The organism is Bradyrhizobium sp. 27S5 (assembly GCF_037217225.1).
Taxonomy (GTDB): domain Bacteria; phylum Pseudomonadota; class Alphaproteobacteria; order Rhizobiales; family Xanthobacteraceae; genus Bradyrhizobium; species Bradyrhizobium septentrionale.
This window is the reverse complement of record NZ_CP147714.1, coordinates 2,857,858-2,873,177: the sequence shown is the minus strand read 5'-3', so window position 1 is coordinate 2,873,177 and position 15,320 is coordinate 2,857,858. Positions and strand designations below refer to the sequence as shown.

General features: G+C 65.4%; 12 protein-coding genes. 6 read left to right on the top strand and 6 right to left on the bottom strand.

The annotated features are described in order from the left end of the window. Window positions 1-319 precede the first annotated feature (319 nt). Together WDM24_RS13350 and WDM24_RS13345 are read right to left on the bottom strand one after the other, a co-directional pair. On the bottom strand, window positions 320-1,057 hold the full coding sequence (locus WDM24_RS13350; protein WP_338831559.1) for a hypothetical protein: 738 nt from the start codon (window positions 1,055-1,057) through the stop codon (window positions 320-322). Next, a complete protein-coding gene (locus WDM24_RS13345; protein ID WP_029082091.1) occupies window positions 1,054-1,623 on the bottom strand; it encodes a sigma-70 family RNA polymerase sigma factor in 570 nt (189 codons plus the stop codon). The genes WDM24_RS13350 and WDM24_RS13345 overlap by 4 nt, the downstream gene beginning before the upstream one ends. 418 nt (window positions 1,624-2,041) lie before the next feature. Between WDM24_RS13345 and WDM24_RS13340 the strand changes: the two genes are divergently transcribed. Together WDM24_RS13340 and WDM24_RS13335 are read left to right on the top strand one after the other, a co-directional pair. Further along, a complete protein-coding gene (locus WDM24_RS13340; RefSeq protein ID WP_029082092.1) occupies window positions 2,042-3,190 on the top strand; it encodes a GGDEF domain-containing protein in 1,149 nt (382 codons plus the stop codon). Window positions 3,191-3,250: 60 nt separating this feature from the next. Continuing rightward, window positions 3,251-4,357, top strand: a complete 1,107-nt coding sequence (locus WDM24_RS13335; protein WP_338831558.1) for a DUF2336 domain-containing protein — start codon at window positions 3,251-3,253, stop codon at window positions 4,355-4,357. A 99-nt stretch (window positions 4,358-4,456) separates the two neighbouring features. Here the strand turns inward: WDM24_RS13335 and WDM24_RS13330 are convergent, their stop codons facing one another. Both WDM24_RS13330 and WDM24_RS13325 read right to left on the bottom strand, forming a co-directional pair. Then, on the bottom strand, window positions 4,457-5,095 hold the full coding sequence (locus WDM24_RS13330; RefSeq protein ID WP_166293639.1) for an NrsF family protein: 639 nt from the start codon (window positions 5,093-5,095) through the stop codon (window positions 4,457-4,459). A gap of 2 nt (window positions 5,096-5,097) precedes the next feature. Continuing rightward, window positions 5,098-5,643 carry a sigma-70 family RNA polymerase sigma factor gene (locus WDM24_RS13325; RefSeq protein ID WP_029082095.1) on the bottom strand — a complete coding sequence of 182 codons (546 nt, stop codon included), beginning with the start codon at window positions 5,641-5,643 and terminating at the stop codon, window positions 5,098-5,100. A gap of 70 nt (window positions 5,644-5,713) precedes the next feature. Between WDM24_RS13325 and WDM24_RS13320 the strand changes: the two genes are divergently transcribed. Both WDM24_RS13320 and WDM24_RS13315 read left to right on the top strand, forming a co-directional pair. Further along, complete coding sequence (locus WDM24_RS13320; RefSeq protein WP_338831557.1) at window positions 5,714-6,631, top strand: hypothetical protein; 918 nt, start codon at window positions 5,714-5,716, stop codon at window positions 6,629-6,631. Window positions 6,632-6,755: 124 nt separating this feature from the next. Next, window positions 6,756-7,535 carry an enoyl-CoA hydratase gene (locus tag WDM24_RS13315; protein WP_338698488.1) on the top strand — a complete coding sequence of 260 codons (780 nt, stop codon included), beginning with the start codon at window positions 6,756-6,758 and terminating at the stop codon, window positions 7,533-7,535. Here WDM24_RS13315 and WDM24_RS13310 read toward each other — a convergent pair. Continuing rightward, on the bottom strand, window positions 7,532-9,394 hold the full coding sequence (locus tag WDM24_RS13310; RefSeq protein WP_338831556.1) for an acetyl-CoA hydrolase/transferase C-terminal domain-containing protein: 1,863 nt from the start codon (window positions 9,392-9,394) through the stop codon (window positions 7,532-7,534). The two genes, WDM24_RS13315 and WDM24_RS13310, sit on opposite strands and share 4 nt — an antisense overlap. A gap of 242 nt (window positions 9,395-9,636) precedes the next feature. On the opposite strand from WDM24_RS13310, the gene WDM24_RS13305 reads away from it, so the two are divergent. Together WDM24_RS13305 and WDM24_RS13300 are read left to right on the top strand one after the other, a co-directional pair. After that, on the top strand, window positions 9,637-11,055 hold the full coding sequence (locus WDM24_RS13305; protein ID WP_175619236.1) for a TolC family outer membrane protein: 1,419 nt from the start codon (window positions 9,637-9,639) through the stop codon (window positions 11,053-11,055). A 138-nt stretch (window positions 11,056-11,193) separates the two neighbouring features. Continuing rightward, window positions 11,194-12,162: an amidohydrolase family protein gene (locus WDM24_RS13300; protein WP_338831555.1), complete on the top strand. Its 969-nt coding sequence runs from the start codon at window positions 11,194-11,196 to the stop codon at window positions 12,160-12,162. Here the strand turns inward: WDM24_RS13300 and WDM24_RS13295 are convergent. Then, complete coding sequence (locus WDM24_RS13295; RefSeq protein WP_338831554.1) at window positions 12,155-15,289, bottom strand: CusA/CzcA family heavy metal efflux RND transporter; 3,135 nt, start codon at window positions 15,287-15,289, stop codon at window positions 12,155-12,157. The genes WDM24_RS13300 and WDM24_RS13295 overlap by 8 nt on opposite strands. Window positions 15,290-15,320: the final 31 nt, after the last annotated feature.

Below are 15,320 nucleotides of genomic sequence, written 5' to 3'. Positions count from 1 at the left end.
TGACAGGATGGCGGACGTTCAAATCCTCAGCGATTTTTTTAACCTTTGGCGACCCGGTTCCATCGCACCATTGCCGGCCTTCGACGCCGAAAATCACTGTGATTTAAAGCGGAATCATCGCTGCGATCGACGGCGCGGGTTCATGCAACGCGCGGCTCACGGAAGTGTTATTGCCGGCAGGCGTCTGCGAGGGCTGCGGCGGTTTGTCCACGGGTGCTGCAACGGAGCGCCCTGGTCCAGTCGTCGGCGGTGATGGCAACGTCCCGCCAGCACGGCGGTCGTGGCGAGCTCAACCAGGCGCAAAGCGGCCCAACGCCGGCTACGGCGTTTCGACCGCGAGGTTGACGATCTTCTCTTTCTGCAAACGGGCAATCAGCGCGGCGACGCCGCTCTTGTCCATTGCACGGAATTGCAGGCGGAACATGCCGCCCTTACCGTCGACGATCGAGGCCTGGTAATTATCGAGCAGCGTCGAGATGTCGGCGATCCTGGCTTCGGGCGCAAAGCGCACCAGGAGCCGCGTCGGCGCCGCCGCGACGCCGGCGCCGAGGTCACGGGTGATCGGTGCCGCCGCACTGGGCGCACTCGGTGCCGGCGCGCTGCGTTCGGCGACATCCAGCGACGCGGTCTGGATCGAAGCCGGCTGGTCGCGCATCAGCACCGCGCCGATCACGCCCGCCTGCAGCAACACCACGACCGCACCAAGGCTGGACGACCAGGCCAGTGTCCGCGGCGACAATTTTGCGAAGAACTCGGAGACCCCGGACGACATCCGCGCCCCCATCGACGGCTTGCGCTCCGGCTCGGCATCGATCGCGGCAAACAGCTTCTGCATGGCGCGCGCCGAGGGCGCACCGAGGCTCTCGTTGAGGCCGATGGTCTCGGCATATTCCTCGCGGATGACGGCATACTGCCGGGCCAATTCCGGGTCGGACACCAGCGCGTCCTCGACGCGACGCGCATCGCGCGCGTTCAGCGTGCCGGCCGCGTGCCAGGGCAGCAGCATTTCGACATCATCGGGTTCTTGACCCAGCATCTTCTTGCTCGCAGCCATCATGGCCAACCTCGCTCGACACCGGCTGCCTTCAGCAACTCGGCAAGTTTCTTGCGCGCATAGAACAGGCGCGTCTTCACGGTATTCTCCGGAATCCCCACGATCTCAGCGACATCTTCCACGGATTTCTCGTGATAGTAGACAAGATCGACGATCTCCCGGTGTTCCGCCGATAGCCCCCTCAGGCATTTACGCAGCGTATCGCCGGTGTCCTTCTTCTGCACTACCGTTTCCGGATCGTCGGACGTGTCCTCGATCGCGTTCGCGGCCTCATCGTCCAGTTCGGCGTCTTTCCTCCGCCGTAGCGAAGACAAAGCCTTGAACCGGGTAATCGCCAACAGCCAGGTCGAAACGGCGGATCGTCCCTCGAATTTGCCCGCCTGACGCCACACGTCCAGAAAGACCTCGCTGATGAGGTCCTCCGCCACCTGTTCGTCCCGCACGAGCCGAAGCCCGAAGCGGTACACCCTGACATGATGCCGTCCGTACAGCACCTGCATGGCGAGCCGGTCGCCTTGAGCGATCCGAGCGATCAGAACCTCGTCTGAAGCCGCCTGTGTCGCGCTCAATGGCCGTCTCGCAAAGTTGGTCTGAGGGGGATGGTGCGTGGTTCGACGCGAGAGGCAAGATTCTTCACAATACGGCAATGTCCATACCGCATGTGTGATCTATGACACAGTCGGCGATCACAATAAGGAAAAATCGCCCGAGACTCAGGAAGCGGTATCATAATACTTAGAACTCTCGCGGACGCCCACCGTCCGGCGCGACCATATCAAGGCTTTGCCCGCAAGCCAGCGCCCTCGCGACGTCAGCACCGGCACCGGCCCTTCGCAGGATCGCTCGCAGCCAGCCTCGGGACACGGATTCCCCTTACGAAACAAGGGTGATGCCCGCATTTCACCGGAGCAGATTCGGTTCCCAAAGATACCAAACCTAAAGGCTTTCCCACTTAGATTTTTGCCGGATTTCACCAACGGCGAGACCATGGGCAGCGCTGCGTCGTCACTTCCCGGCCCGATCACGGGCGCATCGGAAAGCGGCCGTCCCAGGCTGACGGTCGACCGCCTCGCGCGCCGCGCCCGGCAGCGCCGCCAGATCCAATCGATGATCGCCGCCTGCTTCGTGCTCGATGCCGTGGTGCTGCTGATCTACGCGCATGCCGGCACCACATCCGTTTTGGTCGCGACCAGTTACGCCTTGACCGGCCTCTCGCTGGTCGCCGTCTATGTGCTGCTGTCGGAGCGCGGCTTCCACGAGCGCTTCCGCGACCACTATCTGGTCGCGCCGCAATCGGCGATCAACATGGTGAACCTACTGGTATTCACCTACATCGCGCCGGAAGTCGGCGTGCTGTTCCTCTGCAACCTGTTCGTGGTGTTCGGCTTCGGCGCGCTGCGCACCTCGGCACGGCAGACCGCGATCGTCTGGACCATCATGGTGCTGGGCCTCGCTGCACTCTTTCTCGGAACCGACAAGGCGATCGGGATGCCGACCGGCACGCGGATCGACCGCCTCGCCACCATGCTGGTGTTCGCGCTGACGATCGGGCGCTGCATGTATCTCGGCATCTTCTCCAGCTCGATGCAGCAATCGCTGTATCAGAGCGGACTGAAGCTGAAGGAGGCCTACCGGCGCATCGAGGAGCTCGCCGAGCTTGACGAACTGACCGGCACCTCCAATCGCCGCAGCATCATGCGTACGCTCGAAGAGGAGATCGCGCGCTGCGCCCGCAACGGCAGCTCCTGCGCGGTCGCGCTGATCGACCTCGACCATTTCAAGCGGATCAACGACGTCTACGGCCATCCGATCGGCGACGAGGCGCTGCGCACCTTCGCCATCGGCATGTTCGCCAATCTCCGCAGCATCGATCGCTTCGGCCGTTACGGCGGCGAGGAATTCCTGCTCGTGCTGCCCGACCTGTCGCAGGATCAGGCGATGCGCGCGCTCGAACGGCTGCGCAAGATCATCGCCGATCTCGACTGGAGCGCGTTCTCGCCGGGCATGCAGGTGACGATCTCCGCCGGCGTCACGACGCTGAAGCCGCGCGAAAACTCCGACACATTACTCGCCCGCGCCGATGGCGCGCTTTACGCAGCCAAGGCCCGGGGACGCAACCGCATCGCCAGCGCCTGAACCCTTTCATTTCCCTATTCGGCGCCGGAGAAGCCGTCGCCACCGCTCCAGGACAGAGTCATGAGTTCGAAGCCCGCGACCGCCCCCGAAAGTCTGCTCGATGAGCTGCAGACAACCCTCGCCCACGGCACCGTCGCCCGCCGTGTCGAGACGCTGCGTCGCGTCACCGACCTCTTCATCAACGGCTCCGTGAACTATTCGGACGAGCAGATCGTGCTGTTCGACGACGTCTTCCAATGCCTGCTCGAGCACATCGAGAACTCGGCCAAGGCGCTGCTCGCCAACCGCCTCGCCCCGATCGACACCGCACCGCCGCAGACCATCCGCACCCTGGCGTTCGACGACCTGATCGAGATCGCCGGCCCGGTGCTGACGCTGTCGCCGCGGCTTGACGACGACACCCTGATCGAGACCGCGCGCAGCAAGAGCCAGGCGCATCTGCTCGCGATCTCGAACCGCAAGTCGCTGAGCGGCGCCGTCACCGATGTGCTGGTGCTGCGTGGCAATGACGAGGTGATCCAGAGCGCGGTCAACAATCCGGGCGCCGAATTCACCGAGCGCGGCTTCACCCGCCTGGTCAGCCGCGCCGAGGGCGACGACAATCTGTCGACCTGCGTCGGCCTGCGGCCGAACATCCCGCGGCATCTCTATCTCAAGCTGGTCGCCAAGGCCTCGGACGCGGTCAGGCAGCGGCTCGAAGCTGCCATCCCGCAGCAGGCCAAGGAGATTCCGATCGCGGTGAAGGAAGCCACGCGACGCGCGCGCTCGGCGTCGGCAGCCGTGACGCCCGACACCGCGATCGCGCATGCGCTGGTCAAGTCGCTTTACCAGGACGGCCGGCTCGACGAATTCCAGCTCGCAGCCTTCGCCGAGGCCGGCAAGTTCGACGAAACCAACGCCTCGCTCGCCGCGCTCGCCAATGTCTCGGTCAGCGTCGCCGAGAACATGATGATCGAAACCCGCGCCGAGGGCGTGATGATCCTGGCCAAGGTCTCGAGCCTGTCATGGTCGACGGTGCGGGCGATCATCAATCTGCGCGACGAAATCTCGGGCGGCGAGCCGACCGACCTGCAGGCCTGCAAGGACACCTATGAGCGGCTGCGGCCATCCACCGCGCAGCAGGTGCTCCGCTTCCATCGCATGCAGCAGTCCGCGCCCGCGGCCTAGAGCCCTTGCCGTTCCGATTGAATCGGAACGGGAGCTCTAGACTCTAGTTTTGACGCGTTTTCTTCACGCGAACCGGTACCCGCTTCGCTCGAAAACGCTCTAGTATCGCAGCGCCCGCTGTCCCATCAGGGCGCCGACGCTCGCGACGATCGCGGTCGCCAGCGTGTACCAGGTGGCGACGAACAGCGGCGAGTCATCGGTGCAATGCGACGCATAGATCGTCGCCGCCAGTCCGGCCGAGAGCAGGCCTGCGATTGCACCGGCGACCGCGGGCCGCGCCGGGGCGCCCTGCCGGAGCCCGTACAGCGCGCCGACCAACAGCGGCAGCGACATCGCCGGGATCGCAGTCATGCACGCCATCGAGTTCCTGCCGATCAGCCGCGTCATCATCGGCGTACGCTGCGGCATCATCATCTCGCCGCTGATCGCAGCAACGAGGATGCCGGCCGGAATCAGCAGCCACCAGCCGAAGCCGCGCAGCGAGGCTTCCGGCCGTGACAGATGCAGGCTGACCGCGATCGCCGAGGCGGCGAGCGCCAGCGTGACCGCGAACTTCAGGTCGAAGAACGGATTGCGCATTGCGGTCATCACGTCGGGCCGCACGCCGAGCTCGGCGAAGAAGATCAGGAGCGAGACCGGCGCCGCCGCCAGCAGCGCCAGCATCAGCGCAAGACCGACCGGCCGCGCACGATAGGCATTGTCGGCGGCAAGGGTTCGAATGAGTTGATCCGTATCCATGCTCATCGGTCCCGTAATTTCGCGGTCAGGCTCGCAAGCCCGCGGTGCAGCGCGACCCGCACCGCGCCCTCGCTCATCGAGAACTTCGCCGCGGTATCCTTGATCGAGGCACTGTCGACCGCAATCGACTGCAGCACGTCGCGCTGCCGTGCCGGCAACGCCTGCAGCTGGGCGGTCACCTCGCTCGGCGACGCCGTCGGCTCCGGCGTTTCCCCCGGCAGCGTCTCGGCGAAATCGTCGATGTTGACGAAGATGCGCCTGCCGCGGCGGCGTAGTGCGTCGATCAGCTTGTTGCGCGCAATCGCGAACAGCCACGGCGCGAACGGCGCGTTGGTGTCCCAGGTCTGCCGCTTCAAATGTACCGCCAGCAAGATGTCCTGCACGATGTCCTCGGACTGATCGACCGGTTGTCCCGCGCGCGCCAAGCCACGGCGCGTCGCGGCACGGAGTACCGGCGTGATGGCCTTGAGCAGGCGATGATACGCCGCGTCATCGCCTGAAATGGCCGACCGCATCAGGTCGGTCCATTCATCCTCACGTTCGCGCACGCAGGCTCCTGAATTGCAATTCGGCCGATCTTTCAGTTCGTTACGCGGCAAGCCAAGAGATCACGAGTTCGTGATCATCATCCTCCGACAAGACCGCGCCGAGGATCAGCTCCAAAGAATCGCTCCGGCGGGTTTCCAGACGTCACGGCTCATAACATTGATCGCTTCGACAAGCATCGGTGCTGCTGCCGTCGATCACGCACTGGGACGAAATTGCCCAGCTTTTGCCCCCGGAAGCCCGAAGATTCCCTTTTTCTGCCCCGGTGTGGACACGCAGCGGGGTCTTTTTTCGCCCTCGGGCGGGCGAAATGGGGAGATCACCAAAATGAGGATCAAAGCCAGCGGGCGCTTGGCCTTGATGGTAGCGACAGGGCTTACCGGGCTTTTCATGGGTCTTGCCGGTCCGTTGCCGGCGCATGCGGCCGGTTCGGACGCATCGGCGGCGAAATCCGACACCGCGACCACCGACAAGTCCGCGGTGCAGAGTTCGCGGCATGGCCGGCGCCATGCGCGTCACCAGTCTTCCGACAAATCCGAGAGCAAGAAGACCGCCGGTAACGACGCCGGCAGCGTCACCTCGACAGGCATGCCTGCCACGGTCGCCAATGCCAATGCGGAGCTGACCTCGGGCGACGACAACGCGGCCGCGACGACGGTGAAGGCCAACGCGTTGATTGCCGCGGCCGACAAGCCCGCTGACGCGCAGCCTGACAGCAACGTGGTCGCATCCGACCAGCTCAACGATGTCGACCGGGCCCTGCAGCAGGAGCAGCCGGCGGAACAGCCGCAGGCTCAACCGCAGACCGCCCAGCAGGAGGCGCCCCCGGCGCAGCCGCCGGCGGTCGCCGTAGCTGCACCCAAGCCGGCGCCGGTTCTGGCGAGCAGCGACAGCTCGAGCCTGGACCAGACGTCGCTGATCGGGAAGATCTTCATCGGCTTCGGCGCCCTGCTCACGGTGGCCTCCGCCGCGCGCATGTTCATGGCCTAGCCAGAGTGCTTGCGGCTGCGGCGCGGGGTGCGCCGCACCGCGGCCCGGTGCCTCGTTTCAGCCACTTGAAGCGCATCCCGCCAGCGGGCACATTGCCCGCCAAATCAGCATGGGGGTTGCGTCTATGGCTACGTTCGAATTCATCATCGTCGAAAGCAAGGGACCGGTCGGCGTCATCACGCTGAACCGGCCGAAAATGTTGAATGCGCTGTCGTTCGGCGTGTTCCGCGAGATCGCCGCGGCGATCGACGATCTCGAGGCCGACGACAAGATCGGCTGCATCCTGATCACCGGCAGCGAGAAGGCCTTCGCGGCCGGCGCCGACATCAAGGAGATGCAGCCGAAGGGCTTCATCGACATGTTCAACAGCGACTTCACCGCGATCGGCGGCGACCGCGTGGCCCGTTGCCGCAAGCCGACCATCGCGGCGGTCGCGGGCTATGCGCTGGGCGGCGGCTGCGAGCTGGCGATGATGTGCGACATCATCATCGCCGCCGACACCGCCAAGTTCGGCCAGCCGGAAATCACCCTCGGCACCATTCCCGGCATCGGCGGCACGCAGCGCCTGACCCGCGCGATCGGCAAGTCGAAGGCGATGGACCTCTGCCTCACCGGGCGGATGATGGATGCCGCGGAAGCCGAGCGCTCGGGCCTCGTGTCGCGGATCGTTCCGGCCGACAAGCTGATGGAAGAGGCGCTCGCCGCAGCGGAGAAGATCGCCTCGATGTCGCGTCCGGCCGTCGCGATGGCCAAGGAAGCCATCAACCGCGCGTTCGAGACGCCGCTCGCGGAAGGTATGAATGTCGAGCGCAACCTGTTCCACTCGACCTTCGCGCTCGAGGATCGCGCCGAGGGCATGGCGGCCTTCATCGAGAAGCGCAAGCCGGTCAACAAGAACCGCTAACCCGTTCGGCTTCGCTGCAATGCTGCGGTGACGAGCGCGCGATAGGCGCGCTCGGCAAAATGCGTCGGCTTGTCGAGACCAAGCCGCGCCAGGCATTCGCGGTCGGCAGAATTGGGCGGGTGCCGCATGCCCTGCCACAGCAGGCCGGCGAGTTGCAGCGGCGTGCGCTGCGCCTGCTGCAATATCTGCAAAGCCGGAATCAGCCGCTGCTCGACGTCGGTGAAGTCGCTGCCGAACGGGAATGACGGCAGGAGCCCGGCGTCGCGCGCGGGCTTCAGTGCGTCGCTGATGCGCTCGGGATAGTTTTCGCGATGCGCCGCCGGGATCTCGTGGTTGCGCGGCAGCTTGCCGGCGTCCTTGGCCTGCCGCATCAGCTCGCCCTGGAAGCGGGAATCCGTCACCTGCAGCATCGCTGCAATGACATCGGCATCGGATTTCCCTCTGACGTCAGCAACGCCATATTCGGTGACGAAGATATCGCGCAGGTGCCGCGGAATGGTTTCGTGGCCGTAGGACCAGCGGATGTTCGACTGCGCTTGTTTACCGGACTGCCGGGTCGCCTCCAGCGCCAGCATCGAGCGCGCGCCTTCGAGCGCGAATGCCTGCGCGACGAAGTTGTACTGGCCGCCGACGCCGCTGACGACCTGGCCATTCTCCAGACCATCCGAGATCGCAGCGCCGAGAAGCGTCGCCATCATCGCGTTGTTGACGAAGCGCGCATCGACGCGGGCGCGGCGCTTGCCTTCCTCGTCGCCGAAGATCTCGTTGGTGAAGGACACCGGCATCATCTGGATGCGCGCCAATTGCTCCGGTGGCATCTCGCGCAGCGCCCGGTAGAACGATTGCGGGCCCAGGAAGAATGCGCCGTGCAGGATCACGCCGCCAATGTCGCGCTTGAGGATGCCGGCGTCGATCAGCCCGAGGAACGCCTCGAACAACATCTCGCTGACACCATAGAGGCCCTTCTCGAACGGCGCGGTCTCGGCCGCCCCGAGCTGTGCGCGACCGGGCGCAAGGCGCTGCATGATGTCGTGGAATTGCGCATTGTCGTGGTGGCGGACCACGAGCCCCTGCGCCAGCGCATCACCGACTTGCCCGATCCCGATCTGCAGCGTGCCGCCGTCGCGGACCAGACCGGCGGCATGCAACCCGATCGCATATTTGGTGTCGCTGATCGGCTCCGACGGCGGCGCGAACAGCGGGAAGTCTGTGTCGGGACTGTCGAGCACCGCCGCAAACTCATCCGCCGGCAAATCGCCGGGCCCGGGCATGAACGGCAGCTCGGAATTGACCTGGCCGATCAGCTTGAACGACGCCCGCCCCTGCGCGCGCGCACGCAGCACATCGAGCGTCGTGTCGGTATTGCAGCTCAAACTGTAGCGCGGCACGCCGTCGACCACGCGCTTGGCGACCAGCTGGGGCACGACATTCAGTCCGCGCGACAGCAGATATGACGCCGCATGGGTGTAGTTGGCAGAAATGTAGTGCTGCTGGGCGAACGGCTGATGCAGCCACTGCCCCGCGAGGAAGAAGAACTCGATCACCTTGATGTTGGGCGGCAGCGCGCCGCGGTGCAGCGCCTCCGCATAGGCGAGATCCGGATAACCGCCGCACAGGCGATCGATCACCGGACCGATGAAGCGCTGTTCGAGCAGGCTCTTCGGCTTCGGCTTTTCCAGCGTCAGCGCGGAGAACAGCGTCAGATTGATCGAGCGGTCGGCCACCGCGCGCGCGTACAGCGCGTTGACGATGTGGTTGGCCTTGCCGAGGCCGAGCGGCAGCCCGACCACCAGCTCGGTTCCGACGTCACGAACGATGTGCTCCGCGATCGCCTCGGGGTCGGAGAAGAATATGGGCATCAGCAATGAACCCGGAGCAGGCAGCGGATAACCGGCGCCACAGAATCGGCGGCGGACGGTCCGAGCTTATACTTCATATGACCGTTGCGTTCGCCTGTGACGAACCGGCAACAGACAAGAACTGAAATGATGTGCAGATGTCGCGTGGCGGTTTGCCTGTGGCGGCACGGCCCCCTAAACAGGTAGATGTGTCGGCGGCGTCGGCGGAGGCGGACTGCCGCGGTTTTGGTTTGCGGGATCACATGGTTGAGCGTGCCGCGAGGGTTGGCGACGTAGCGAGGCGCGTGCTTTTGTCGGGCATCGGCCTCGGCGCCCTGGCATGTGCGCTGCTGGCTGATACCGCTGCCCGTGCCGAGAGCCTGCCCGAAGCCCTGGTCAAGGCGTATCAGACCAATCCGCAGCTCAATGCCGAGCGGGCGCGGCAGCGTGCGACCGACGAGAACGTGCCGCAGGCGCTGGCCGCCTACCGCCCGCAGATCATCGCCGGCCTCTCGGTCGGCCTTCAGGCGGTGCGCGACCAGCTGCCCGGCAACGTTATCCAGACCGCGACGCTGAAGCCGTGGCAGATCGGGGTCACGGTGACCCAGACCCTGTTCAACGGCTTCAAGACCGCCAACAGCGTCCGCGTCGCCGAACTGCAGGTGCAGTCCGGCCGCGAGGCCCTGCGCAATGTCGGCCAGGGCGTGCTGCTCGACGCCGTCACCGCCTATACCAACGTGCTGGCCAACCAGACGCTGGTCGAGGCGCAGCGCGCCAACGTGAACTTCCTGAAGGAGACCCAGGCGATCACGCAGCGCCGCCTCAATGCCGGCGACGTCACGCCGACCGATACGGCCCAGGCCGAGGCCCGGCTCAACCGCGGCCTCGCCGATCTCAACGCCGCCGAGGTCAACTTCGCGATCAGCCAGGCCACCTATGCCCAGGTGGTCGGCAACCCGCCCTCCCAATTGCGTCCCGCCGAGACCATCGACCGGCTGCTGCCGCGCAACCGTGAAGATGCGATAGTGCTCTCGTTGCGCGAACACCCCGCCGTGACCGCGGCCGGCTTCGACGTCGACGTCGCCTCCACCTCGATCCGCGTCGCCGAGAGCAGCCTGATGCCGAATGTCTCGGTGCAGGGCAGCGTCAGCCGCAGCCGCGACAGCGACCCCACGCTCGGCACCTTCGGCACCGATCAAGCCTCGGTGATCGGCCAGCTCACGCAGCCGATCTACGACGGCGGCACCGCGGCGTCGCAGACCCGGCAGGCCAAGGAAGTGGCGGCGCAGAGCCGGCTCGTGCTGGATCAGGTCCGCAATCAGGCCAAGACCGCCGTGGTCAGCGCGTGGGTCGCCAATGAAGGGGCCAAGATCGCGGTGTCGGCCTCCGAGTCCGAGGTGAAAGCTGCGGAGGTTGCGCTGGCCGGCGTGCAGAAGGAAGCCGCCGGCGGCCAGCGCACCACCGTCGACGTGCTCAACGCCCAGCAGGATTTGATCACGGCCCGGGCACGCCTGATCGGCGCGCAGCGCGACCGCGTGATCGCTTCCTACACATTGCTCAGCGCGACCGGACGGCTCGACGTCAAGACGCTCAATCTCAAGACGCCGGACTATCTGCCCGAGGTGCACTACCATCAAGTCCGCGACGCCTGGCACGGCCTGCGCACGCCGTCGGGACAATAGGCTTTGTGGAACCGTTCGAACATCGAACCGGCCCTTCCCGCCCGCACTCTCCGCCGATAACCTCCGCCCCCGCCGGCAACCGATAATGCCGGCGCGCGGTTCACGCGCATAACAGCCGAGCACGCAGGGAGACGTCCAATGCTGACGCGACGCGATATGATGCTGGCTTCCATCGCAGCCGGAGTGACCATGACCAGCAGCAACGCTTTTTCCAAGCCATCGCAACCATCCACCCCGGTGAACTTCGACGTGCCTGCCGGTGCGTGCGACTGCCACACCCACATCCATGGCGATCCCGACAAGTTCCCGTTCTTCGCCGGCCGCGTCTATACGCCGGAGCCGGCCTCGCCGGAGGAGATGAGCGCGCTGCACAAGGCGCTGCATGTCGAGCGCGTGGTGATCGTGACGCCGAGCGTCTACGGCCCCGACAATTCGTCGTCGCTGTTCGGCATGACGGCGCGCGGGCCGACGGCGCGCGGCGTCGCGGTGATCGACGACAAGACCAGCGAGAGCGATCTCGACGCCATGCACAAGGCCGGCTTCCGCGGCATACGCCTCAACCTCGCGACCGGCGGCGTCAACGATCCCAATGTCGGCCGGCAGCGCTTCACGGCAGCGATCGAGCGGATGAAGGCGCGCGGCTGGCACGTGCAGCTGTTCACCAGCCTCGCCATGATCACCGCGATCAAGGATCTGGTCGCGACAGCTCCGGTGCCGGTCGTGTTCGACCATTTCGGCGGCGCCGAGGCCGCGCTCGGCACCGGCCAGCCGGGATTTGCCGACCTGCTCGCGCTCGTCAAGTCGGGCAAGGCCTACGTCAAGATTTCCGGCGCCTACCGCGCCTCCAAGCTCGCACCCGACTATGCCGACGCCACGCCGCTGGCGCAGGCACTGATCGCGGCCAATGCCGAGCGCATCGTCTGGGGCACCGACTGGCCGCACCCGGATTCGGTGACGCCGCAAGGCAAGAATGTCACCGACGTGACGCCGCTGTACCAGATCGACGACGGCCGCCTCCTCAACCAGCTGCCGGTCTGGGCGCCGGACGCCGCAGTCCGCAAGACCATCCTGGTCGACAATCCGGCACGGCTCTACGGCTTCACCTGACGTTGTCCTTCGGCCGGCGTGAGAAATAGGAGATCAGGACCGGCAGCGTGATCAGGATAACGAGCGGCGCCAGCATCATGCCGGTGACGACGACGATGGCGAGCGGCTTCTGCACCTGGGAGCCGATGCCCTCCGACACCGCCGCCGGCAGCAGGCCGACGCCGGCCACGACGCAGGTCATCAGCACCGGACGCAGCTGCAACTCGCCGGTGCGGATCACCGCGCGCATCCGGTCATAGCCTTCGTCGATCAGCTGGTTGAACTGCGACAGGATGATGATGCCGTCCATCACGGCGATGCCGAACAGCGCGATGAAGCCTATCGCCGCCGACACGCTGAACGGAATCCCCGAGATCAGCAGCCCGAGCACGCCGCCGAAGATCGCCATCGGGATCACGCTCATCGCCAGCAGAGTGTCGACCATCGAGCCGAAGTTGAAGAACAGCAGCACTGCGATCAGCGCCAGGCTGATCGGCACCACGATCGACAGCCGCTTGATGGCATCCTGCAGATTGCCGAACTCGCCGACCCACTCGACACGCGAACCCGGCGGCAGCTGCACCTGCTCCTCGATCTTCTGCTGCGCCTCTCGGATCGCGCTGCCGAGGTCGCGCTCGCGCACCGAGAACTTGATCGGCAAATAGCGCTCCTGCTGCTCGCGGTAGATATAGGCCGCGCCGGAGATCAGCTTGATCGAGGCAACCTCGCTGAGCGGGATCTGGGTGATGCCGCCATTGGCGTTCGCCACCCCGATCCTTAAGTTCTGGATCGCCTCCGCGCTCTTGCGATATTCCGGCGCAAGCCGGACGATGATCGGGAAGTGCCGGTCGCTGCCGGGCTCATAGAGGTCCCCGGCGCTGTCGCCGCCGACCGCGACCCTGATCGTGGCGTTGATGTCGCCCGGCGACAGGCCATAGCGCGCGGCACGCGCCCGATCGACGTCGATCTGGATCGTCGGCTGCCCGAGCGAGGTGAACACCGCAAGGTCGGTGACGCCCTGCACCGTCGACAGCACCGACTTGATCTTGTTGGCGGTGTCGGTCAGCGCCTGCAGATCGTTGCCGTAGAGCTTGATCGAGTTCTCGCCCTTCACGCCGGATACCGCTTCCGAGACGTTGTCCTGCAGATATTGCGAGAAGTTGAATTCGACGCCCGGGAACTTCTCCTGCAGTTGCGTCAGCAATTGCGCGGTGAGCACGTCCTTGTCGTGGGTATCGGGCCATTCGCCGGCCGGCTTCAGCGGCGCGAAGAATTCGGCGTTGAACAGGCCGGCCGCGTCGGTGCCGTCGTCGGGTCGGCCGTGCTGCGACACCACCGAGACCACCTCGGGGCGGCTGCGGATCAGCTTCCGCATCTCGTTGACGTAGGCGTTGCCCTCCTGCAGCGAGATCGTCGGCGGCAGCGTGGCGCGGATCCACAGATTGCCCTCTTCCAGCTTGGGCAGGAATTCGAGGCCGAGGAAGCGCGCGAAGATGATGGTCATGACCACGAGGCCGGCCGCGCCGGCCATCACGATCTTGCGGTTGGCGATCGCCCAGTTCAGGACCGGCACGTAGATCGCGTCGAGCTTCTTGACGATCCAGGTCTCGGTCTCGTGGATATGCGCCGGCAGGATGATCGCGCTCAGCGCCGGCGTCACCGTGAAGGTCGCAAGCAGGCCGCCGGCCAGCGCGTAGGCATAGGTGCGCGCCATCGGGCCGAAGATGTTGCCCTCGACGCCGCTCAGCGTGAACAGCGGCAGGAACGCCGCGATGATGATCGCGGCTGCAAAGAAGATCGAGCGCGACACGTCGGCGGCCGCCGACAGGATCGCGTGGCTCTTCATCCCCATCATCGTGTCGTCGGAGATATGCGCCTGCTCGGCGTCCGACAGCGCCGTTGTCTGCGACAACCGGCGGAAAATCGCCTCCACCATGATCACGGTGGCGTCGACGATCAGGCCGAAATCGATGGCGCCGACCGACAGCAGATTGGCAGACTCGCCGCGCAGCACCAGGATGATCACGGCGAAGAACAGCGCGAACGGGATCGTCGCGCCGACGATCAGCGCGCTGCGCAGATCGCCGAGGAATATCCACTGCAGCAGCACGATCAGGAGGATGCCAACCACCATGTTGTGCAGCACGGTGTGGGTGGTGAGCTCGATCAGGTCCTTGCGGTCGTAGATGCGCTCGATCTTGACGCCCGGCGGCAGGATCGAGGAATGGTTGATCTCGTGGACGAGTTGCTCGACGCGGGTGATGGTCGGCGAGCTCTGCTCGCCGCGCCGCATCAGCACGATGCCCTGCACGATGTCGTCGTCATTGTCGAGGCCGGCGATACCGAGCCGCGGCTTCTCGCCGATCGTGACATGGGCGATGTCGCGGACCAGCACCGGGTTGCCGCCGGACTGCGAGACCATGGTGTTGGCGAGGTCGTCGATCGAGCGGATCAGGCCGACGCCGCGCACCACGGCCGATTGCGAGCCGATGTTCACGGTGTTGCCGCCGACATTGATGTTGGCGTTGGAAACCGCCTGCAAGACCTGCGGCAGCGTCAGGCCGTTGGCGACCAGCTTGTTGAAGTCGACCTGGATCTCGTAGGTCTTGGTCTTGCCGCCCCAGCCGGTGACGTCGATCACGCCGGGCACCGCGCGGAAGCGGCGCTGCAGCACCCAGTCCTGCAGCGTCTTGAGGTCGAGCACGCTGTAGTTCGGCGGCCCCTTCAGCCGGTAGCGGAAGATTTCGCCGATCGGGCTGAGCGGCGAGATGCCCGGCAGCACGTTGCCCGGCAGCGGCGCGAGCTGCGAGAGGCGGTTGAGCACTTGCTGCAGCGCTTCGTCATAGGTGTAGTCGAAGGAGAACTGCAGCTTGACGTCGGAGAGACCGTACAGCGAGATGGTGCGGATGGTCTTGAGGTTCTTGATGCCGGCGACCTGGGTCTCGATCGGGATCGTGATGTAGCGCTCGATCTCCTCGGCCGAGAGACCCGGGCTCTGCGTCACGATGTCGACCATCGGCGGGGTCGGATCGGGATAGGCCTCGATGTTGAGCTGCTTGAACGCAAGCAGGCCGCCGATGAAGACGGCGACGAACATGGCCACCATCAAATAGCGGCGATTGACGGCAAGGGCGACGAGGCGATCCATTCAGATCGGCGCTTTCAACTGGAAGGGACTT

Coding starts and splice junctions, on each gene's coding strand:
- WDM24_RS13350 (WP_338831559.1), bottom strand. CDS start 1,057: ATGATGGCTGCGAGCAAGAAGATGCTGGGTCAAGAACCCGATGATGTC.
- WDM24_RS13340 (WP_029082092.1), top strand. CDS start 2,042: ATGGGCAGCGCTGCGTCGTCACTTCCCGGCCCGATCACGGGCGCATCG.
- WDM24_RS13335 (WP_338831558.1), top strand. CDS start 3,251: ATGAGTTCGAAGCCCGCGACCGCCCCCGAAAGTCTGCTCGATGAGCTG.
- WDM24_RS13330 (WP_166293639.1), bottom strand. CDS start 5,095: ATGGATACGGATCAACTCATTCGAACCCTTGCCGCCGACAATGCCTAT.
- WDM24_RS13315 (WP_338698488.1), top strand. CDS start 6,756: ATGGCTACGTTCGAATTCATCATCGTCGAAAGCAAGGGACCGGTCGGC.
- WDM24_RS13310 (WP_338831556.1), bottom strand. CDS start 9,394: ATGCCCATATTCTTCTCCGACCCCGAGGCGATCGCGGAGCACATCGTT.
- WDM24_RS13305 (WP_175619236.1), top strand. CDS start 9,637: ATGGTTGAGCGTGCCGCGAGGGTTGGCGACGTAGCGAGGCGCGTGCTT.
- WDM24_RS13300 (WP_338831555.1), top strand. CDS start 11,194: ATGCTGACGCGACGCGATATGATGCTGGCTTCCATCGCAGCCGGAGTG.
- WDM24_RS13295 (WP_338831554.1), bottom strand. CDS start 15,289: ATGGATCGCCTCGTCGCCCTTGCCGTCAATCGCCGCTATTTGATGGTG.